The sequence below is a fragment of the Halorubellus litoreus genome (genome assembly GCF_055378595.1).
Window position 1 is genome coordinate 2,002,037 of sequence record NZ_AP043836.1, and the last position, 17,984, is coordinate 2,020,020.

At 69.5% G+C, this 17,984-nt stretch carries 23 protein-coding genes; 15 read left to right on the top strand and 8 right to left on the bottom strand.

The window, feature by feature from the left end; genetic code table 11:
* Positions 1-167: 167 nt before the first annotated feature.
* Positions 168-848: an MBL fold metallo-hydrolase gene (locus ACZ48X_RS14120; protein ID WP_336349099.1), complete on the bottom strand. Its 681-nt coding sequence runs from the start codon at positions 846-848 to the stop codon at positions 168-170.
* Positions 849-950: 102 nt separating this feature from the next.
* Between ACZ48X_RS14120 and ACZ48X_RS14125 the strand changes: the two genes are divergently transcribed.
* From ACZ48X_RS14125 to ACZ48X_RS14135, 3 genes are all read left to right on the top strand, one after another.
* Positions 951-1,826 carry a TIGR01548 family HAD-type hydrolase gene (locus ACZ48X_RS14125; protein ID WP_336349098.1) on the top strand — a complete coding sequence of 292 codons (876 nt, stop codon included), beginning with the start codon at positions 951-953 and terminating at the stop codon, positions 1,824-1,826.
* Positions 1,827-1,956: 130 nt separating this feature from the next.
* Positions 1,957-2,427 carry a hypothetical protein gene (locus ACZ48X_RS14130; protein ID WP_336349097.1) on the top strand — a complete coding sequence of 157 codons (471 nt, stop codon included), beginning with the start codon at positions 1,957-1,959 and terminating at the stop codon, positions 2,425-2,427.
* A 54-nt stretch (positions 2,428-2,481) separates the two neighbouring features.
* Entirely contained in the window at positions 2,482-2,916 is a 435-nt protein-coding gene (locus ACZ48X_RS14135; RefSeq protein WP_336349096.1) for a hypothetical protein, read from the top strand.
* Positions 2,917-3,044: 128 nt separating this feature from the next.
* On the opposite strand, the gene ACZ48X_RS14140 is transcribed toward ACZ48X_RS14135, so the two are convergent.
* The gene (locus ACZ48X_RS14140; protein WP_336349095.1) at positions 3,045-3,884 is read right to left on the bottom strand and encodes a response regulator; all 840 of its coding nucleotides are present in this window, start codon (positions 3,882-3,884) and stop codon (positions 3,045-3,047) included.
* 186 nt (positions 3,885-4,070) lie between these two features.
* Here ACZ48X_RS14140 and npdG point away from each other — a divergent pair, with 186 nt between their 5' ends.
* Positions 4,071-4,739 carry an NADPH-dependent F420 reductase gene (gene npdG / locus ACZ48X_RS14145; protein WP_336349094.1) on the top strand — a complete coding sequence of 223 codons (669 nt, stop codon included), beginning with the start codon at positions 4,071-4,073 and terminating at the stop codon, positions 4,737-4,739.
* Positions 4,740-4,828: 89 nt separating this feature from the next.
* On the opposite strand, the gene ACZ48X_RS14150 is transcribed toward npdG, so the two are convergent.
* Positions 4,829-5,098: a thioredoxin family protein gene (locus tag ACZ48X_RS14150; RefSeq protein ID WP_336349093.1), complete on the bottom strand. Its 270-nt coding sequence runs from the start codon at positions 5,096-5,098 to the stop codon at positions 4,829-4,831.
* A gap of 184 nt (positions 5,099-5,282) precedes the next feature.
* On the opposite strand from ACZ48X_RS14150, the gene ACZ48X_RS14155 reads away from it, so the two are divergent.
* From ACZ48X_RS14155 to ACZ48X_RS14180, 6 genes are all read left to right on the top strand, one after another.
* A complete protein-coding gene (locus tag ACZ48X_RS14155; RefSeq protein WP_323674512.1) occupies positions 5,283-5,444 on the top strand; it encodes a preprotein translocase subunit Sec61beta in 162 nt (53 codons plus the stop codon).
* A gap of 84 nt (positions 5,445-5,528) precedes the next feature.
* Positions 5,529-6,128, top strand: a complete 600-nt coding sequence (gene pdxT, locus ACZ48X_RS14160) for a pyridoxal 5'-phosphate synthase glutaminase subunit PdxT (protein ID WP_336349092.1) — start codon at positions 5,529-5,531, stop codon at positions 6,126-6,128.
* 97 nt (positions 6,129-6,225) lie between these two features.
* Entirely contained in the window at positions 6,226-6,675 is a 450-nt protein-coding gene (locus ACZ48X_RS14165) for a bifunctional nuclease family protein (RefSeq protein WP_336349091.1), read from the top strand.
* The gene (hisE, locus tag ACZ48X_RS14170; RefSeq protein ID WP_336349090.1) at positions 6,672-7,016 is read left to right on the top strand and encodes a phosphoribosyl-ATP diphosphatase; all 345 of its coding nucleotides are present in this window, start codon (positions 6,672-6,674) and stop codon (positions 7,014-7,016) included. Before ACZ48X_RS14165 ends, hisE begins: the two co-directional genes overlap by 4 nt.
* A gap of 120 nt (positions 7,017-7,136) precedes the next feature.
* Positions 7,137-8,243, top strand: a complete 1,107-nt coding sequence (locus ACZ48X_RS14175; protein WP_336349089.1) for an N-acetylmuramoyl-L-alanine amidase — start codon at positions 7,137-7,139, stop codon at positions 8,241-8,243.
* A gap of 98 nt (positions 8,244-8,341) precedes the next feature.
* Positions 8,342-9,307 (top strand): NOG1 family protein, encoded by a 966-nt coding sequence (locus ACZ48X_RS14180; RefSeq protein WP_336349088.1) that lies wholly within the window; start codon positions 8,342-8,344, stop codon positions 9,305-9,307.
* 16 nt (positions 9,308-9,323) lie between these two features.
* Here the strand turns inward: ACZ48X_RS14180 and ACZ48X_RS14185 are convergent, their stop codons facing one another.
* Positions 9,324-10,088 carry an SIMPL domain-containing protein gene (locus ACZ48X_RS14185; RefSeq protein WP_336349087.1) on the bottom strand — a complete coding sequence of 255 codons (765 nt, stop codon included), beginning with the start codon at positions 10,086-10,088 and terminating at the stop codon, positions 9,324-9,326.
* A 35-nt stretch (positions 10,089-10,123) separates the two neighbouring features.
* The gene (locus ACZ48X_RS14190; RefSeq protein ID WP_336349086.1) at positions 10,124-11,545 is read right to left on the bottom strand and encodes a TIGR00341 family protein; all 1,422 of its coding nucleotides are present in this window, start codon (positions 11,543-11,545) and stop codon (positions 10,124-10,126) included.
* A gap of 334 nt (positions 11,546-11,879) precedes the next feature.
* Here ACZ48X_RS14190 and engB point away from each other — a divergent pair, with 334 nt between their 5' ends.
* The gene (gene engB / locus ACZ48X_RS14195; RefSeq protein WP_336349085.1) at positions 11,880-12,497 is read left to right on the top strand and encodes a GTP-binding protein EngB; all 618 of its coding nucleotides are present in this window, start codon (positions 11,880-11,882) and stop codon (positions 12,495-12,497) included.
* A 40-nt stretch (positions 12,498-12,537) separates the two neighbouring features.
* Here the strand turns inward: engB and ACZ48X_RS14200 are convergent, their stop codons facing one another.
* Together ACZ48X_RS14200 and ACZ48X_RS14205 are read right to left on the bottom strand one after the other, a co-directional pair.
* Positions 12,538-13,113 carry a GNAT family N-acetyltransferase gene (locus ACZ48X_RS14200; RefSeq protein ID WP_336349084.1) on the bottom strand — a complete coding sequence of 192 codons (576 nt, stop codon included), beginning with the start codon at positions 13,111-13,113 and terminating at the stop codon, positions 12,538-12,540.
* A gap of 385 nt (positions 13,114-13,498) precedes the next feature.
* Positions 13,499-14,842 (bottom strand): eIF2B alpha/beta/delta subunit family protein, encoded by a 1,344-nt coding sequence (locus ACZ48X_RS14205; RefSeq protein ID WP_336349083.1) that lies wholly within the window; start codon positions 14,840-14,842, stop codon positions 13,499-13,501.
* A gap of 56 nt (positions 14,843-14,898) precedes the next feature.
* Between ACZ48X_RS14205 and ACZ48X_RS14210 the strand changes: the two genes are divergently transcribed.
* The 3 genes from ACZ48X_RS14210 to ACZ48X_RS14220 all read left to right on the top strand — a co-directional run bounded on the left by ACZ48X_RS14210 (position 14,899) and on the right by ACZ48X_RS14220 (position 17,220).
* Positions 14,899-15,384, top strand: a complete 486-nt coding sequence (locus tag ACZ48X_RS14210; RefSeq protein WP_336349082.1) for a metallophosphoesterase family protein — start codon at positions 14,899-14,901, stop codon at positions 15,382-15,384.
* 92 nt (positions 15,385-15,476) lie between these two features.
* Complete coding sequence (locus tag ACZ48X_RS14215; RefSeq protein WP_336349081.1) at positions 15,477-16,235, top strand: coenzyme F420-0:L-glutamate ligase; 759 nt, start codon at positions 15,477-15,479, stop codon at positions 16,233-16,235.
* Complete coding sequence (locus tag ACZ48X_RS14220) at positions 16,225-17,220, top strand: 5,10-methylenetetrahydromethanopterin reductase (RefSeq protein WP_336349080.1); 996 nt, start codon at positions 16,225-16,227, stop codon at positions 17,218-17,220. Before ACZ48X_RS14215 ends, ACZ48X_RS14220 begins: the two co-directional genes overlap by 11 nt.
* 137 nt (positions 17,221-17,357) lie before the next feature.
* On the opposite strand, the gene ACZ48X_RS14225 is transcribed toward ACZ48X_RS14220, so the two are convergent.
* Positions 17,358-17,576, bottom strand: coding sequence for a hypothetical protein (locus ACZ48X_RS14225; RefSeq protein WP_336349079.1), 219 nt, complete (start codon positions 17,574-17,576; stop codon positions 17,358-17,360).
* 66 nt (positions 17,577-17,642) lie between these two features.
* Between ACZ48X_RS14225 and ACZ48X_RS14230 the strand changes: the two genes are divergently transcribed.
* Positions 17,643-17,942, top strand: a complete 300-nt coding sequence (locus tag ACZ48X_RS14230; protein WP_336349078.1) for a DUF7573 domain-containing protein — start codon at positions 17,643-17,645, stop codon at positions 17,940-17,942.
* Positions 17,943-17,984: the final 42 nt, after the last annotated feature.

The following is a 17,984-nucleotide window of genomic DNA, read 5'->3' on the forward strand; positions in this document are numbered from 1 at the left end:
CGCGCAAAAGCGACGCGGAGTCCGCTGGCCGGCGGAGCATCCGGCGACCGCTCGGTCGTCGGTTCTGGTGTGTTGTGGCCGGAGGAGCATCCGGCGACCGTTCGGTCGTCGGCTTCATTGGGGACTGGAACGCGATGCGTTTCGCTCCGTTCGTCCCGCGCTCGCGGTCAGTCGAGCAGTTCGGACAGCCGGTCGTGGGCGCCTTCGAGGTGCGGGCCGTGTCCAGGGCAGACGTAGCGGACGTCGTCTGTTCGGTCGCGCAGCGCTCGGACGCTCTCGGTGACCTGGCCGTGGTCGTAGCTCAGGAGTCGCCCGGATGCGCGGAGCGAGTCGCCGAGGGCGTACGCGAGGTCGCCGAGGAACACCGCCGAGTGTGCGTCGTGGACGTAGGCGACGTGGCCGGGCGTGTGCCCCGGCGTGTGGTACGCTCGGAACCCGCCAATCGTGTCGTCGTCCTCGACCGGTCGAACCGGGAGGTCCGGGAGCGTGAGCCGCCGGTAGTAGAGCCGGTGGAGGGCTTCCACTCCGCGACGGGCGGTCCACGGCGGCAGTCGCTCCCCGGCGACGTAGGGCGCCTCCAGTCGGTGAACGTGGACGGGCGCGTCGAGTTCCGGCGTCAGTCTCGAGAGCGACCCGACGTGGTCCGCGTCGTAGTGCGTCAGGAGGACGCGGTCCACGTCTGCGAGTTCGAAGCCCGCGTCGCGCACCCCCGCTCGCACCGTGTCGGCGTCGCCGGGCCAGCCGGCGTCGACGAGCGTTACGTCTACGTCGTCGACGACGTAGACGTTCGGCTGGTCGCGCGTCCGGCAGTCGATCTGCCAGACGCCCTCGTGTATCTGGATTGCCACGACTGGCGGGTGCGTCGTGACCGCGCTTAGGTGTGGCCATCTGGCGTCGTTCGCTCGGGCCGAGTCGGGACGCTCTTGCCCCCGGCCCGCGTCGGGTCGCGCATGGACGTTGACGCGGTCGTACTGGACGTGGACGGCGTGCTCGTGGACGTCGCTGGCTCCTATCGGCGCGCCATCGTGGAGAGCATCGAGACGGTGTACGGGCGCACCATCAGGAAGGACGACATCCAGCAGTTCAAGGACGCCGGCGGGTTCAACAACGACTGGGAGCTGACGTACGCCGCGGCGCTGTTCGTGCTCGCGCAGGGCGAGGGCCTCGGGCTCTCGATGGACGCGTACACGGACCGCATCGCCGAGGAAGGCGGTGGCGTCGACGCCGCGGAGCGCGTCGTGCGCGCGGAACTCGGCGGGAACGCGACCGAGCGCGTACGCCGCGACTGGGACCGCGAACGCCTCCGGGACGTCTTCCAGCAGCTCTATCTCGGCGCGGACCTCTACCGCGGCATCGAGGACCAGGAGCCGGACCCCGATATCGCGGGCGAGGGCTTCATCCACGACGAACCGGTGCTCGCGAGCACGGCGACCATCGACGCGCTGACGCGGCGGTTCGACGTCGGCGTCGTCACCGGTCGGCCCGCGGCGGAGGCCGGGATCGCGCTCGACCGCGTCGGCCTCGACCTCCCGGCGAAGCACCGGTTCACGATGGACGACTGGGAGGAGGGGAAGCCGCATCCGTACGCGCTCACGACGCTCGCCGAGCGCTTCGCCGCGGATTCCGTCGCGTTCGTCGGGGACACGCTCGACGACGTCGAGACAGCCGTGAACGCCAGCGAAGCGGACCCGAACCGCGACTACTACGGTATCGGCGTCCTCACCGGCGGCCTCACCGGCGATTCGGGCCGCGAGAAGTACGAGACCGCGGGTGCGAGCGCCGTTCTCGACTCCATCGAGGACCTCCCCGCGTTCCTCGACGACTGACCGCTCGCCTCACTCTATCGAGCGATTGCGAGCGGCGACCGCCCGCCGTACTCTATCGAGCGATTGCGAGCGGCGACCGCCCGCCGTTGCGACGGGAAGATTGATGTGTCGCGCTCGGGGCGTTGTACGCGTGCAATTCGGGTCCGACGCCGCGCCAGTTCCGCCCGTCGACCGCGCGCTCGGGGCGGCGCTCACGTTCTTCGTCACCGCCGGCGTCGGGTCGTTCGGTGCCGCGTTCGTCGACCCGACGCTCCCCGCCGCGGCCGGCCCCGCGGGCGTCGCTCGCGGCGCCATCGCTGGCGTCCTCGGGACGCTCCTGCTCGTCCTCGGCGACGGGTACGCGTACCTCCGCGTCGCCGTGGAGGGGCGTCGCTGGACGATAGAACTCGCGGTCGTCGCGGTCGCCGTCCTCGCCGCGTCCGCGCTCGTCGACCTCGTCCCCACGTTGACCATCGTCTGGGTGGCGCTCGGTGCCGCTGTCGTGTACTATGGGACCGTCCACGTCGGCGAGCGCGTCGCCGAGGCGCGCGACTGGTACGACCGCGACGCCTACGCGTGGCGCCGGAGACCGCGACCGACGGCCGATAGCGACCACCGGTGACGACCCGCCAGCGGAAGCCGAAGCTTCAACTGCCGAGCGCCGGCACGGTCGCGCATGCAGCCCTCCTCCACGAACGCCGTCCCTCGCGTCGACCGCGTCCTCGGCGCACTCGTCACGTTCGCCGGCGGTGCCGTCGTCGGGTTCGTTCTCGCGGTCGTGCTCGCGCCGGACGCGACCGCGACGTCGCTCGCCGTACCGCTCGCCGGCGCCGGCCTCACCGGCGCTGCGGCCACCGTCGTCCTGGTGTTCGCTGGCGGATACGACCGGCTCCTGATACCGGTCGAGGGCCGGCGCTGGGCGGTCGAACTCCTCGCCGCCCTCGCGTTCGTCACCGCCGCCCTCGCGCTCGCGGACGCCGCCGACGTCGCGAGCGACCTCCTCGTCGTCGGCATCGTCGCGTCCTCGCTCCTCGGGACTCGCTGGCTCGGCGACAGGGTCGCCGACGCTCTCGACTGGTACGACCGCGACGCGTACTACCGTCAGAACTGACCGTCCGAACCGACCGAACCCCCCTCCGGCCGGACTCCCTTCGACTGTACTCCCTCCCCACACCGTCGCCGACCGTCACGTACCGACCGCGTCACGCGGTCGGTGCCCGTCGTCCAGCCGTCCGCACGTCAGAACTTGCGGGGCGGGCGTGCGAGCCGCGACTGGAGTTGACGGAACTGGCTGTTCGCGGTGTCGAGCTCCTTCGAGAGCGCCGCGACCGCGCGCTTCGCCGCGTGTTCGTCGGTGGTGTCCGCGAGGAACACGGAGACGCCGTCCTCGCTCGGGTACGCGGCGACCTCGAACCAGCGGTCCTCCGCGGGATACTCGAACGTCGCCGGTTCCTGTGCCTCGCGAGCCGCCTCGACGTGCTCGCGGAACTCGCCGTCGAGCGCCGGGAGCACGAACCACGCCTCCTCGCCGACGACGTCGTCCTCGGTGACGTCGAGCAGTTCCTCCGCGCGGTCGTTCACGTACGTGACCTCCCACTCGCGGCCGAGCCCGAGGAACGCCTCGTTGATGCGCTCGTAGACCTGGCGAACGCGCCGGTCGGCGTCGCGAGCCGCCTCGTCGGCGCGCCGACGGTCGACGAGCGAGAGCACGCGATTCCCGAGGAGCGCTATCGTGCTCTCGTCCGCGCCCTTCTGGAGGTAGTCCGTGACGCCCGCGCTGATCGCTTCCGCAGCGATCTCCTCGCTCCCGTGGCCGGTGAAGAACACGACGGGCACGTGCGGGTCGGCGACGCGGATGCGCTTCAGGAGGTCGAGGCCGTCGTCGCCCGGCATCCGATAGTCGGTGACGATGCAGTCGACGTCGTCCTCCAAGGCGGCGATGGCGTCGTCGACGCTCGTGGTCGTGTCGACGTGGAGGCGGTCGAACTCGCGTTCGAGTCGCGTCTGCACGAGTTCGAGGATTCGGTCGTCGTCGTCGACGTGCAGCACGCTTACGGCCGGGCTTCGGGGGGATTCCATGACAGACATACAGCTCCTACCAGCATAAACTAGTACTGTAGTTGCCATCTACCGGGGAGTAGTCACCGGATACCGACACCGGCGACCACCGTCGATACCGTCGCCTCGCTGCCAGCAGTAATCTGGGAGTCCGACAGGACGACCGTGTTCCAAACGCTTAATCGCACGCCACACGCACGATGACGCATGCGAATCGCACTACTCGGCGGTACCGGCGACATCGGCCAGGGGCTCGCGCTCCGCTGGGCGTACGACACCGACCACGAGGTCATCATCGGCTCTCGGGACCCCGAGAAAGCGCGGACGAAGGCCGAGGAGTACGAGACCGAACTCGACTCGCGCGGCCGCGAAGTCACCGTGAAGGGGTTCGAGAACGCGATGGCGGCCGACCGCGCGGACGTCGTCGTGCTCGCTGTCCCACCGTATCACGTCGGCGACACCGTCGACGCCGTCGCGGACAAGCTCGACTCCGAGACGGTCCTCGTCTCCCCGGCTGTCGGGATGAAAGGCGACGAGGACGGCATGCACTATCACGCACCGAGCGCGGGAAGCGTCACCGCGCTCGCCGCCCGCGCCGCCCCCGACGACGTCCCGGTCGTCGGCGCGTTCCACAACCTCAGCGCCGACCGGCTCGCGAACCTCGACGTCGAACTCGACCTCGACACGCTCCTCGTCGGCGACGACCCCGACGCGAAGGACACCGTCTCCCAGCTCGCGGCCGCCATCGAGGGGCTCCGCGCGCTCGACGCCGGCCCCATCGCGAACGCGAGCGAGGTCGAGTCCGTGACGCCACTCGTCATCAACATCGCGCGACACAACGACGGCATGCACGACGTCGGCGTGAAGTTCCAGTAGGGACTCGGCCGCAACCACTCCTGGGTCGAACGACCCAGCGCCGTCGCTCACGAGCCTCGAAGAACGAAGGAAGCGCGCAGCGTTCCGGCTCAGGCGCCGGCCTGCTCGAGGGCGTCCTCGAGGTCCTCGCGCTGCGTGACACCGACGAATCGCTCGACGATACCGTCGTCGTTCTCGACGACGAGCGTCGGCAGTGACCGAACCTGGTACTCGTTCGCGACGTCCTGCTCCTCGTCGACGTTCACCTTCTCCACCTGGAAGCGGCCCTCCCAGTCCTCCTCGAGTTCCTCGAGGATGGGGTCCTGGGTCTTGCAGGGGCCACACCAGTCGGCGTAGAAGTCCTTGAGTGTCACCGTCATCGTATCGATGCGAACTTGCCCACCGGACCGGTTAAGGGTTTGGTTGACGGGTGCGCCCGTCACCAGACCGACCACGGACACCGGTTCGAGCGATCGCTCCGTGGCACGCTCGCGGTCGAGCCCGACGCAACGGGCGAATCCGCGGGTCGAAAGGTTTAGTGGGTCGCGCCGCCGAAGGACACTCATGAGCAGTGGTCAGAACTCCGGCGGCCTGATGTCCAGTGCGGGGCTCGTCCGGTACTTCGACGCCGAGGACCGTAACGCAATCCGCATCGACCCCCGTACCGTCGTCGCCGTCGGCGCGCTCTTCGGCGTCTTCGTGCTCGTCCTGTCGGCGGCACTCTGAAGCGGTCGCCCGTTCTCCGATTGGTCCGTCATCATCGACGACGGATGCCGTCCGTTTTTGTTCTCACATCGCCTAGCGCCGAGCATGACACTGATTGCGGGCGTCGTCGCGGTCCAGGGCGACGTCTCCGAGCACGCCGACGCTATCCGCCGCGCGGGCCGAGCGCACGGCGAGGACGTGGTCGTCCACGAGATACGCCAGTCCGGGACCGTCCCCGAGTGCGACGTCCTCCTCCTCCCGGGCGGCGAGTCGACCGCCATCTCGCGACTCCTCCACGACGAGGGTATCGCGCCGGAGATCGTCGCGCACGTCGACGCCGGGAAGCCACTGCTCGCGACGTGTGCGGGCCTCATCGTCGCGTCCCGGGACGCGAAGGACGACCGCGTCCGCGAACTCGACGTGCTCGACGTGTCCGTCGACCGGAACGCGTTCGGCCGCCAGAAGGACAGCTTCGAAGCGCCACTGGACGTCGCTGGTCTCGACGACCCGTTCCCCGCGGTGTTCATCCGCGCACCCGTCATCGACGACGTCGGCGACGACGTGGAGGTCCTCGCGTCCTGGGACGACAACCCGGTCGCGGTCAAGCAGGGCGCGGTCGTCGGGACGAGCTTCCACCCCGAACTGACGACGGACTCGCGGGTCCACGACCTCGCGTTCTTCGATTCGGTCGCGGTCGACGCCTGACCGCGAGCGCGCGCTCGCGGCAGCGACATGGCGCTTCGAGACGAGGCGCCCTCCCCGAGTAGATGTGTTTTTCCCGCTGGCGGGCGACCGGACGCCTATGCATGCGAAGATCGACTCGGTTCGCGTGGCAGCTACCCACGACGGGCCGGCACCAGTCGTCCTGCTCGCGGTCGACGACCGGGACGACGTCGTCCCCATCTTCGTCGGCGGCGAGGAGGCGCTCGCCATCGCTCGCGGGATGGACGCGACCGACATCGGGCGACCGCTCACGCACGACCTCCTGCTCGACGTGATGGAGGAACTCGGCGGGCGCGTCGAGAAGGTCGTCGTCAGTCGCGTGGAGGACAAGACGTACATCGCGGACCTCCACCTGGAGACGCCCCGCGGGGAGACGGTGGTGGACGCGCGCCCGAGCGACTGCCTGGCGCTGGCCGCGCGCACGAACGTCCCCATCGAGATGACCGAGGCCGTCTTCGAGAGCGGCCGGAGCGACCCGGCGGAGTTCGACGAGTTCGACGACGTCCGCGAGGTGACCGACTACCCATGACGGACTCCGACGGGAGCGACGCGAGTGAGGCGGTCGACGAGCGTGCCGGCGAGTCCGCGGACGAGATACTCGAGGAGCTGTTCGCGGTCATCGAGGACCGCAAGCGCGAACTCCCGGAGGACTCGTACACGGCGTCGTTGTTCACGCACGAGAAGGGCGAGAACGCGGTCTTGGAGAAGCTCGGCGAGGAGACGACGGAGCTCGTGCTCGCGGCGAAGGACGACGACCACGACGAGATGGCGCACGAGAGCGCGGACATCGTCTATCACCTCCTCGTGCTGTTGGCGATGAAGGACGTCCCCCTGGAGGCGCTCCGGGAGGAGCTGGCGTCGCGCCGGTAGCGACCGCCGTCAACACACGCAACGACCGAAACCGTTGGAAATAGCCAATGGAAACTCTCTCTGCGTTGCTTGCTGTTCAACAAGCTTCAACAACCCGTCCTCGGTATGCGTTCGCGTCCCATGAACGGGTCTCGACGAGACATCCTCCGCGCGACCGGCACCGGACTGGGCGCCCTCGCACTCGGCGGCCTCGCGACCACCACCAGCGCAGCGACCGACCCCACCGACGACTGGCGGCCCGCCGACGACAGCAACTTCGAGTACGCCTCCCGCGGCCCGAGCGACGTCCGCTGGATCGTCGTCCACACCATCGAAGGCAGCTACGAAGGCTGCATCAGCTGGTTCCAGAACCCCGACTCGAACGTCTCCAGTCACTACGTCGTCGGGAACCAACCCGACCAGACGACGAAGATGGTGCGCCTCGACGACGTCGCGTGGACGCAAGGCAACGGCCCGTACAACGACACCGGCGTCTCCATCGAACTCGAAGGCTACGCCGACGAGACCGACTTCAACGACGCCATCTACCAGCAGACCGCCGACATCATCCAGTACGTCTGCGACGCGTACGACGTCCCCGCCCAACACCCGACGTACGACCTCGCACCGTGTAGCGCGTACGACGGCGACGGCGGCGTCATCGGGCACGAACAGGTCCCCTCACCCTACGACTGCGACCAGGTCACGGGCGGGAAACAGGACCCCGGCAGCACGTTCGACTGGGACTACCTCATGTCGCTCGTCGACGACGGCGGCAGCGGCGGTGGCGGTAGCGACCCGACGTTCGCCGACGGCGACATCGTGCACAACACCACCGACCTCAACACGCGCGAACAACCCGGCACGGACGCCGCACTCGTCGACACCATCCCCGCCGACTCCCGCGCCGAGATAGTGAACGGGCCCGTCGACGAAGACGGCTACACGTGGTGGGGGCTCCACTGGCAGGACCAGGACGTCTGGGGCTGGTCGGTCGAACAGTACCTCGACGCCGGCGCCCCCCAGAAGTTCGTCATGGACGAACTCGTCGAGACCACCGCCGACGTCTACGTCCGCGAACAACCCGGGCTCGACGCCACCGCCATCAAGGTCATGCCCGCTTCAACCGACGGCCAGATCGTGAACGGGCCCGTCGACGAGGACGGCTACACGTGGTGGGGCGTCCACTTCACCGACGGCGAAGACCTCTGGGCGTGGTGCCCCGGCGAATTCCTCGGTAGTCGCTGACGCCGTCGTCGAGACAGCGCGACACCGACCACGCCGCGGCGTGACACGCCCACGCCCCGATAGACGCGCTTTTACGTCGCAGTCGTGTACGATTGCACATGATTTTCGAGAACCTCCCCACGACACCACGGTCGGAGGAACTCATCGACAAGGCGTTCTCGCGGGCGGCGCGCTCCGGACGCGCGAAGTCCGGACTGGAAGCCCAGCAGTCGATGCTGACGACCGCGTCGAACATCCTCTCGGACAACCTGGAGAACGTCGTCACCGCGTGGCCGGACTTCTCCACGATCGACCCGTTCTACTACGAGCTCGCGGACGCCATCGTCGACGTCGACGCCGTCCGAAAGAGCCTGAACGAGGTGACGTGGGCGAGCCGGAAGACCGCCGAGATCCGCGACGAGTACCAGTCGAAACTCCGGAAGACCGACACCGACACGGCACGCAAACACCGGAAGCAAGCGTTCGCCCGGATGGCCGACGTCGTCGAGGAGGTCGAGGACGACCTCCTCCGTCTCGGCGAGGCGCGCGACGACCTGAAGACGCTCCCCGACATCAACCCCGACGAGCCCGCGATCGTCGTCGCCGGCTACCCGAACGTCGGGAAGTCCTCGTTCGTGAACGCCGTCACGGCCGCGCGCGGCGAGACCGCGAGCTACCCGTTCACGACGAAAGGCATCGGCGTCGGGCACTTCAAGCGCGGTCACCTCCGCTACCAGATCGTGGACACGCCCGGGCTGCTGGACCGACCCGAGGACGAACGGAACGACATCGAAGCGCAAGCGGTGTCGGCGCTCACGCACCTCGGAGACTGCGTGCTGTTCATGATAGACGCGAGCGGCGACTGCGGGTACCCGCTCGAGTCACAGCTCGAACTCCTCGCGGAGGTCGAGTCGCGATTCGACGACGTCCCCGTCCTCACGATCTGTAACAAGAGCGACCGGTCGACGGACGTGGACGCGGACGCGTACATGAGCATCACCGAGGACGAGAACGTCGACGCTGTCCTCGACATGGCGGTCGACGTCATCGACTACGAGCCCGAACTGCCCTTCGACGAGAACTGACGTCCCTCTCTTTCCGCTACTCGTACGTGTAGGCGACGGTGACGGTCGCGGTGACGGTGACGTCGCCCGGTTCGAACGAGGTGGCGGCGCCGTCGGCGCCGGCGTCCTCGGCGTACCCGCGGTAGTACGGCGTCGCGTCGACGTTCGTGGTGCTCGCCCCGGCGAGCGCGTCGACGCTGACACCGGCTGCTGCGGCGAGGACGTCCGCGTCGGCGCGCGCACTCTCCATCGCGGCGGTGAGTGCGTCACTCCGGAGGTCGGCGCGTGCGTCGTCGCTGAGCGTGAACGTGACGCCGTGGACGCGACTCGCGCCACCGTCGACGACCGCGTCGACGACCGCACCGGCAGCGTCGACCGCGGCGGTCTCGACGCGGAACGACTGCGTCGCCTGATAGCCGACGATCTCGCGCGACTCCCGCGAGTAATCGTAGCGCGGCGACAGGTGATACCCGGCGTTCTCGACGGTGACGTCGACCGCCTGGCCGTCGCGGTCGACGACGCCGTCCAGCGCCGAACGGAGGCCGTCGGCGTCCGCCGCCGCCGCACGGGCGGCCGCCTCGGCGGTATCGCCCTCGCCGACGACGGCGACGTGGACGACGACGAGGTCCGGTGCGGCGGTGACGCTCGCGGTCGAACGCACGTCGATGGTGTTCGTCGCCACGCCGTCACCACCCGCGAGCGCGGGCGCCGCAGCGTTCGACGTCCCGGCGATGGAACCGAGACAGCCCGCGGTCGCGACGACGAACGCCACCGCAAGCACCTGCAGAACTCGTGAATGCATACCCACCGTACGCTCGCTACCGAGAAGAACCTACGTCACCGTGAAACCGCGACTTCACCTAACTGAGGCGTGTGAGCGGGTGGTTCTAGCGAGCGAATGGCGTTGGCGTGGTCCGGTGATGGCACGGACGCGACCTCCGGCGGGGCGACCCGGGGTGCGCGCTGGGTCTCCACGAACCGGACCTCGACCGTGACGCCATTGGATTCGCCCGCGATGGCTGCGCGGACGTCCGCTGCGAGTCCAGGATAGGTCGCGCCCGGCGGGATAGACACCGTCACGACCACGTGCTCGGGCATCGGGTCCGTGGGCTGCTCCCAGAGCTGGTCGGTCTCCGTCGTCTCCAGGTCGACGAGACGCACACGGTCGTAGGCGTCCTGGTCGAGCACGCCCTCGACGTCGTCGCGGACGTCCTGTTCGGCGATGGCGGTCGCGTACGAGATGTACGTCGTCCCACCGAGGAACACGGACAGGAGGACGATCGCGGAGACGAGAACGCCGATGCGGAACAGCGTCGCGGTCCGCGCCTGGTCGCGACGCAGCCAGTTGTCCGGCCGGTACCCCGAGTACCAGAGCGTCGACATCGCCGCGAGGTTGATGGAGAGGACGTTCACGGCGACGAGCACGCTCGCGCCGAGTACGACGACGGGGAGCCCCCACGCGATACCGATGCCGATGACGGCGGTCGGGGGGACGAGCGCGACCGCGATCATGACGCCGACGAGACTCGCGGACACCCCCGAGCGAAGCGACACCGCGCCGGCGATACCGGCCCCGAGTGCGACCGCGAGCGACAGGAAGTCCGGCGTCAGCCGCGAGGACACCTGCTCTATCGTCGTCGGGTCCAATCCCGGTGGGACGAAGTGCACGGTCTTCACGAACCACGCGAACAGCGCCGCTGCCGCGATCGCGATCGCGAACCCGAGCACCTGGAGTTTCAGGCCACGACCGAACAGCGCTTCGTCGTCGATGACGCTCCCGACCGCGGTCGCCATCGCCGGCCCGATGAGCGGCGCGATGACCATCGACCCGACGACGACCGCCGGCGAGTTCAGGAGGATACCGGCGGTCGCGATGACGACGCTCACGACCGTCATCAGGACGTACGTCGTGAATCGCGGCGCGAGGTCCTGGGCGCGCGCCGCCAGCTCTTCGCGAGCGATGCGGTCACCGGTCGTGTCCTCGTCCGCCTCGTACCGTGCTTCGAGCGCCTCGAACTTCTTCGAGAGCACGGTCTCGGCGTCGACGACGACCGTGTACGATTCGCGCTCCAGGCCGGCTTCCCGTAGCGAGTCGAGCACTGGCTCGACCGCGGCCTGTGGGAGCGGGAACGAGACGACCGCGGTGTACTCGCGGCCGCTGGTCTCGTCGGTGACGGCGTAATCGATGCCCTCGTCGTCGAGCGCGCCGAGGACCGTCTCGCGTTTCCCGGCCGGCACCATCACTTGGACGAGTCGCACGAGTCACGCGACGCGACCCGCGGAGAAATATGTCGGGGGTCCTCCTCGACCGACCCGGGCGCCCTGGTCGGTTTCTCGCGCCGTCGTTCGACGAGCGTCGCGGCGTTGCCCGAGCGCGCTGCTGACAGCAGGCGTCGTGGCGAGCAGGTGGCACGCGACGCGCCCCGGTGCTGTGCCACACTCCCGCCTCGGGCGACCGGGGTCGACTCACGGCACGCCCCGGCGTTGGTCGCGGCTTCGCACTTGAACGCTCGCTCGCTGGCGCGCAATCGCAGTTGGCCGGCTGGCGAGCTCAACGAGTCATGCTTTTCCCCGTCGGTCGGGTACGAGTGGTATGTTCGAGACGCGTCCCGACCGTTCGGACGAGATCGTTCTCGTCGGCCGGTCGAACGTCGGGAAGTCCACGCTGATGCGGGAGATAACGGGCCACACGTTCGACACCGGCCAGAAGCCGGGGGTGACGCGAGAGCCGAACCACTACGATTGGGCGGGCGACGACTTCGTGCTCACCGACCTCCCCGGGTTCGGGTTCATGTCCGGCGTCCACGAGGACCACCGCGAGCAGATCAAGGACGACATCGTCGCGTACCTCGAGGAGTACGCCGCGAACTTCCTCGTCGCGGTCATCGTCGTCGACGGGAAGAGCGTCGTCGACATCATCGACCGCCACAGCGGCGAGGACGAGATCCCGTACGTCGTCGAGATGTTCTACGTCCTCGAGGACCTCGGCGTGCCGACCGTGGTCGCGGTGAACAAGATGGACAAGGTCGACGACCGCGAGGAACGCCTGAACGACCTCTGCGACCGCCTCGGGCTGTTCCCGCCGTGGCAGCAGTGGCAGGACACCGTCGCGCCCATCACCGCCAAGCGCGGGCAGATACAGCCGCTGAACGACGCGGTCCGCACGCACCTCCACGAAGCGAAGCGCGACGACCTCTTCAAGTTCTTCTGACGGTCGTCTCGTCGACGCGGTCTCCAGGCTGGCGTCGCGCTCACCGGGACGCCGCCGGGACCTCCGCGGACTGGACGCTGGACACCTCGGTTTCGAGGGACTTCTCCATCACGCGGACGTCGAGCGTCGCGGTAACACCGTTGCCGCGCGTCTCGACCGTCGCCGACTCGGTGACGGCGTAGTCGTGGTGCTCGTAGAACCCGACCGCGTTCAGCGACGACGCGACCGAGAGCGATTCGACCCCGTCGTCGCGAGCGCGCGCCTCGAGGTGCGAGAGGAGCATCGAGCCGACGCCCTCGCCGGCGTAGGTCGGACTGACGTACACTGCTACAACCTCGCCCGCGGATAGGTCGAGGTGCGCGAACCCCGCAACGTCCCCCTCGCCACCGCCCGGCGAGCGTTCCACGCGCGGCCCGCGTGTCACGTCCGGCGCCGTCACCGCAACCACGAACGCCGAGTCCGCGTCCGCGAGGTCGTAATCGCAGTGACAGCGGTCGCCCGCCCACGCCTTCGCCGTCTCCTCGTCGTACGCTTCGGCGCCGAGTTCGCGCGCCGACCGCCGATGCAGGTTCGCGACAGCGCCACGGTCCAGGTCCGTCATGCGTCGTACGTTCATACCTACACGAAGCACACCCCTACAAGAACCAGCGGCGGTCCTGCAGGTCACGACTGTCACACCTGTCACACCGACCGGAACCACGCGACGGCGTCGCTGTCGCTCGTCGAACGTCGGAGTGGCGGCTCGGATGAAAATCCCTCGTCAGACGGGGCTCGGTGGGGGTAACGCTTCGTCACTGCCGCCACCGGGACGTTCACCCGGCGGCGTCTTGCGCGTTTCGACTCGCCGCCGGGTCCACCGAGCGCCCGGAAGCAGGGGTTCAAGTCGGATGCCGCGGCGAGGAGCGACGTGCCCTGACCACTGTCGTGCGACGGCCTCGCGAAACCCGACGACGTCCCGTCGCACGAACCCGCCGCGAGCCGATCGCGAGCGCCGCCGACCGCTACCGTCGGTTCGCCGCCGACGCGTCGTCGTTGTCAGCCCCTTCCGCAGCGTCGCCGTCGTCGTCGGCCTCACGGTCGGCGTCGTCGTCCCACGTTGCGAGCGACGCGAGTTCGTCCGCGACCTCGCGTACGTCGCTCTGGTCCAGCTCGCCGCGTTCGGTGACGACCGCGTCCACGAGGTGCGCGGGCGTCACGTCGAACGTCGGGTTCGTCACGTCCAGCGGCGCCGACCCGTCGTAGACCGCTGACCGCCGCCCGGACTCGAGGTTCACGGTGTCGTCCGTGCGGACCTTGTCCGTCGCGCACGCCACGAAGAACGGGACCTCCTCGTGGGCTGCCGCCACCGCCGCCAACCGCGTCCCGGTCTTGTTCACGACGCGACCGTCCGCGAGCACCGCGTCCGCCCCGACGAGCACGCAGTCCACGTCCTCCGTCGCGAGCACGTGCCCGACCGCCGCGTCCGTGTGCAGCGTCGTCGGGGCGTCCGCCAGCAATCGCTCCGCGACGCCGACGCCCTCGTTCCCCGGACGGGACTCCGCGACGAACACCGCGGTCGGGTTCGCCTCCTGGAGCGCGCGAAGGACGGTTCCGGACCGCGACAGCGTCAGGACCGTCCGGTCGCCGACGAGCGCCGCGGCGCGTTCGGCCGCGTCGACGTCCACGCGGACCGCGCGGTTGATACCGTCCATCGCCGCCGTCTCCAGGCTCGCCGCGTCCGCGTCCGCGGTCGCCATCGCGCGGTTCACGCGGTTCTCGAGGACCGCCATGCTCGGGCGCGCCCGGCACAGTCGCCGTGCCAGGTCCGCGACCTCGTCCGTTGCCGCCTCCGGGGACGCGCCTTCGGCACGCAGGACGCCCGCGCGGTCTCGGAGGATTTCGAGTGCACGCACCGACAGTGCCGCCGCCCCGTGCTCGTCGTCGGCCGTGATCGACCGCACCGACGGTGCGACGCGCTCGTACGCCGCCCACAGGCCGGGCACGCAGTCCCGGCGGAGCATCTCGGTCGCGTGCACCCACTCGCAGGCCTCGTGCTCCTCGCTCACGGCGACGTCGCGGTCGTCGACGTCGAACAGGTACGGGTGCACGACCCAGTGCGTGTCGAGGTCGTCGTCGCGAACGTCGACGGTCGACCCGGCGCGCACCAGGTCGACGGCGTCGGTCTCGAACCCGGCTTCCTCGTGGAGTTCGACGAGTACCTGTTCGTCCGGGTCGCCCTCGGCGTACCCCGAGATGGCGCCCCAGCGTCCGGTGTACGTCCCGACGTGCTCGCTGCGTCGACACAGCAGGACGTGGCCGTCGTGCCGAGCGAACGCGGTGACGACGTGGGTCTCCTCGTCGGTCATACGCGCCCGTTCGACCGCCCCGGGGAACTTAGTTCCGACTCGCCGTACCCCCGCGTATGCGACTCGTCGTCTTCGGCGACACGCACGTGCCGTCTCGCGCGAGCAGCATCCCCGAGTGGGTCGCGGACGTCGTCCGTGACGCCGACCACGTCGTCCACACGGGTGACTTCGACGCGGAATCGTCGTATCAGGCGGTCCGCGAACTGGTGCCGGACGCGACCGTCGTCGCGGGGAACATGGACCCCGCGAGTCTCGATCTTCCGGACGTCGAGGTCTTCGAGCGCGAGGGCGTCCGGTTCGCGGTCACGCACGGGACCGGCCCGGTCGAATCCTATCGCGAGCGCGTCCTCGACGTCGGCCGCGAGCACGACGCCGACGTCGTCCTCTCGGGGCACACGCACGAGGTCCTCGACGAGACCGTCGACGGTATCCGCCTCCTGAACCCGGGGAGTGCGACCGGGGCGGCGCCGGCGACGCGCACGACGTGCTACGAGCTCGACGTCGACGACGGCAGCGTGGACGTGACGCTCCACGAGCGCTGACGAGCGAGCGCGCCACGACGACGGTGCGCTCGGGCGTGGCTAGCTCGTCCGGTACCGGTTGGTCTTTGAGGGCGGCTCCCGGACGCTCGTGCATGGAACTGCTGTCGGTCCCGGACGTCCCGGAGGTCCGCGAGGGCGACGACCTCGCGGCGCTCGTCGACGCGCGCTTCGACCTGGCGCCCGAGGACGTGGTCGTGGTGGCGTCGACGGTCGTGTCGAAGGCCGAGGGACGCGTCGCGGACCTCGCGGACTACCCGGCAGGGCCGCGGGCGCGGGAGATCGCGGACCGGCTCGCGGACCTCACTGGCGAGGAGAAGGACCCGCGGTTCGCGCAGGCGGTGCTCGAGGAGTCCACGGAGCTCCTGATGGAGGCGCCGTTCCTCCTGACGGAGACGCGGTTCGGGCACGTCGGCGTGAACGCGGGCATCGACCGGTCGAACGTCCCCACTGGCGACGTCCTCCTGTTACCGAAACGCCCCGACGAGAGCGCGGCTCGCATCCGCGAGAGGCTCGAACACCAGAACCCGGTGGTGGTGACGGACACGAGCGGGCGGCCGTTCCGGCACGGCCAGACCGGGGTCGCTATCGGGTATGCGGGGATGCCGGCGAGTCGCGACTACCGCGGGGAGACGGACCGCGACGGGCACGAACTCGAGGTGACGGTGCAGTGCGTCGTCGACGAGCTCGCGGCGGCGGCGAACCTCGTCTCCGGTGAAGCGGACGCGGGAACGCCCGTGACGGTCGTGCGCGACTGGGACTTCGGTGACCTCGAGGGAAGCGAGAACCTCTATCGGTCGGTCGACGGTGACTTCGTCCGGCAGGCCTTGCGGGGGTGGGAGTATGACGAGTGAGGACGTCCAGTTCGGCGTTGAAATCACGCCCGAGCATCCCGTCGAGGACCTCGTCGGGTTCGCGGAGACCGCGGAGGCGTGCGGGTTCGACGGGGTGTTCGCGTCGAGTCACTACAACAACCGCGACCCGTTCGTCGCGCTGTCCCGGATGGCCGAGGCAACCGAGCGCGTCCGACTTGGGCCGGGTGTGGTGAATCCGTACGAGACGCATCCGGTGACGCAGGCGTCACGTGTGGCGACGCTCGCGGAGGCGAGCGACGGCCGGGGGATGTACGGACTCGGTGCAGGCGACCGGTCGACGCTCGCGAACCTCGGCGTCGACCAGGACCGGCCGCTCCGGCGCGTCCTGGAGTCGTTCAAGGTCGCCCAGGACCTGTTCGACGGCGAGCGCGTCGAGCACGACGGGACGTTCGTCGCGGACGGTGCGCGATTGAACTACGAGCCGCCGGGCGAGATTCCGGTGTTCGTGGGCGCGCAGGGCCCGCACATGACGCGGATGGCGGCGAAGCACGCCGACGGCGTGCTCTACAACGGGTCGCATCCGCGGGACGTCGCGTGGGCGGCCGAGCGCGTCGCCGAAGGCCGCGCGGAGCGCCCCGACGAGTACGGTGACGTGTCGTTCCTGGCGTACGCGAGCGTGAGCGTCGCCGAGGACGAGACGGCGGCGCGCGAGGCGGCTCGAATTCCGGTCGCGTTCATCGTCGGCGGTGCGCCGCCGCCGGTGCTCGACCGCCACGGTATCGACCGGGAGCGCGCTGGGGCGGTCGGCGACGCGGTCTCCGCGGGCGAGTTCGGAGAGGCTGGCGCGGCCGTGACGGACGCGATGCTGGACGCGTTCTGTATCGCGGGGACGCCAGCGACCGTCGCCGACCGCTTCGAGGGTATCCTCGACCACGCGGACGGCATCGTCGCCGCGGCGCCACTCGGCCCGGACGTCGAAGCCGCGATCGAGCTGAGTGCCGACGCGCTCGACCGCGTGCGGTGACCGTCATCGACGGGATTCCGGGTTCGCTGGGCTGCTGAGGTCTTGGTGAGTGCGAGGAGAGCGTAACCCGTGTCGGCGACGTGGCCGTCAGCGGTCGGTCGTCTGGACTTCGCCTTGGCTTCGCGCTTCGTCGTGGTTCAGTTCGAACCAGGGGGCGGGGACTGCGAGAAACTGTCGCCGAATGCGTCGAGGATGCCGCCGAGGGCGAGTGCGCCGAAGGCGAGGGACGCCCCTGCGGTGATGAGGCCGCCGATGAGGACGAGTGCGGCCGATAGCGGGTCGACGCTCGCGGCGGTCCCGAACGACTCCGCGGCGGTCTGCAGTTCGGACACGAGCCAGAACGTTCCGGTGCTCATACTCGACCCTTCGAGCGCGGGTACTTGTCCGTTGCGCTCAAGGCCCGGCCGCTCCTCGAACGTGATATGACCGAGGACGCTTCCATCGACGAGTTCGTCGGGCGCGATGCAGGGGACGGGACCGACGACGAGGAGTGCGGCGACGACGCCCAGGGCGCCGACGAACTGTCGGATGACGGGAGCGGCCCGAGTGACGCGACCGAGTCGACCGTCGCCGCACGCGTGGCGTCGGCGTCACCGGCGGTGTCGACGTCGCGGTACGAGCCAGCCGGTGCGGCGTGTGCGGTCTGTGACGCGGTCGTCGAGCGGCTGTGGGTCGCCGACGACGACGGCGGCGACGTCTGCGCAGCGTGCAAACCCTGGTAGTACGGGGGTTTCGAGCCCGGAAACCGCGGAATCTTGCTCGTG

Coding starts and splice junctions, on each gene's coding strand:
- ACZ48X_RS14230 (WP_336349078.1), top strand. CDS start 17,643: ATGACCGAGGACGCTTCCATCGACGAGTTCGTCGGGCGCGATGCAGGG.
- ACZ48X_RS14210 (WP_336349082.1), top strand. CDS start 14,899: ATGCGACTCGTCGTCTTCGGCGACACGCACGTGCCGTCTCGCGCGAGC.
- ACZ48X_RS14165 (WP_336349091.1), top strand. CDS start 6,226: ATGCATGCGAAGATCGACTCGGTTCGCGTGGCAGCTACCCACGACGGG.
- ACZ48X_RS14225 (WP_336349079.1), bottom strand. CDS start 17,576: ATGAGCACCGGAACGTTCTGGCTCGTGTCCGAACTGCAGACCGCCGCG.
- ACZ48X_RS14125 (WP_336349098.1), top strand. CDS start 951: ATGGACGTTGACGCGGTCGTACTGGACGTGGACGGCGTGCTCGTGGAC.
- ACZ48X_RS14135 (WP_336349096.1), top strand. CDS start 2,482: ATGCAGCCCTCCTCCACGAACGCCGTCCCTCGCGTCGACCGCGTCCTC.
- ACZ48X_RS14205 (WP_336349083.1), bottom strand. CDS start 14,842: ATGACCGACGAGGAGACCCACGTCGTCACCGCGTTCGCTCGGCACGAC.
- ACZ48X_RS14155 (WP_323674512.1), top strand. CDS start 5,283: ATGAGCAGTGGTCAGAACTCCGGCGGCCTGATGTCCAGTGCGGGGCTC.
- ACZ48X_RS14150 (WP_336349093.1), bottom strand. CDS start 5,098: ATGACGGTGACACTCAAGGACTTCTACGCCGACTGGTGTGGCCCCTGC.
- ACZ48X_RS14180 (WP_336349088.1), top strand. CDS start 8,342: ATGATTTTCGAGAACCTCCCCACGACACCACGGTCGGAGGAACTCATC.
- ACZ48X_RS14200 (WP_336349084.1), bottom strand. CDS start 13,113: ATGAACGTACGACGCATGACGGACCTGGACCGTGGCGCTGTCGCGAAC.
- pdxT (WP_336349092.1), top strand. CDS start 5,529: ATGACACTGATTGCGGGCGTCGTCGCGGTCCAGGGCGACGTCTCCGAG.
- ACZ48X_RS14175 (WP_336349089.1), top strand. CDS start 7,137: ATGAACGGGTCTCGACGAGACATCCTCCGCGCGACCGGCACCGGACTG.
- ACZ48X_RS14140 (WP_336349095.1), bottom strand. CDS start 3,884: ATGGAATCCCCCCGAAGCCCGGCCGTAAGCGTGCTGCACGTCGACGAC.
- hisE (WP_336349090.1), top strand. CDS start 6,672: ATGACGGACTCCGACGGGAGCGACGCGAGTGAGGCGGTCGACGAGCGT.
- npdG (WP_336349094.1), top strand. CDS start 4,071: ATGCGAATCGCACTACTCGGCGGTACCGGCGACATCGGCCAGGGGCTC.
- engB (WP_336349085.1), top strand. CDS start 11,880: ATGTTCGAGACGCGTCCCGACCGTTCGGACGAGATCGTTCTCGTCGGC.
- ACZ48X_RS14185 (WP_336349087.1), bottom strand. CDS start 10,088: ATGCATTCACGAGTTCTGCAGGTGCTTGCGGTGGCGTTCGTCGTCGCG.
- ACZ48X_RS14220 (WP_336349080.1), top strand. CDS start 16,225: ATGACGAGTGAGGACGTCCAGTTCGGCGTTGAAATCACGCCCGAGCAT.
- ACZ48X_RS14215 (WP_336349081.1), top strand. CDS start 15,477: ATGGAACTGCTGTCGGTCCCGGACGTCCCGGAGGTCCGCGAGGGCGAC.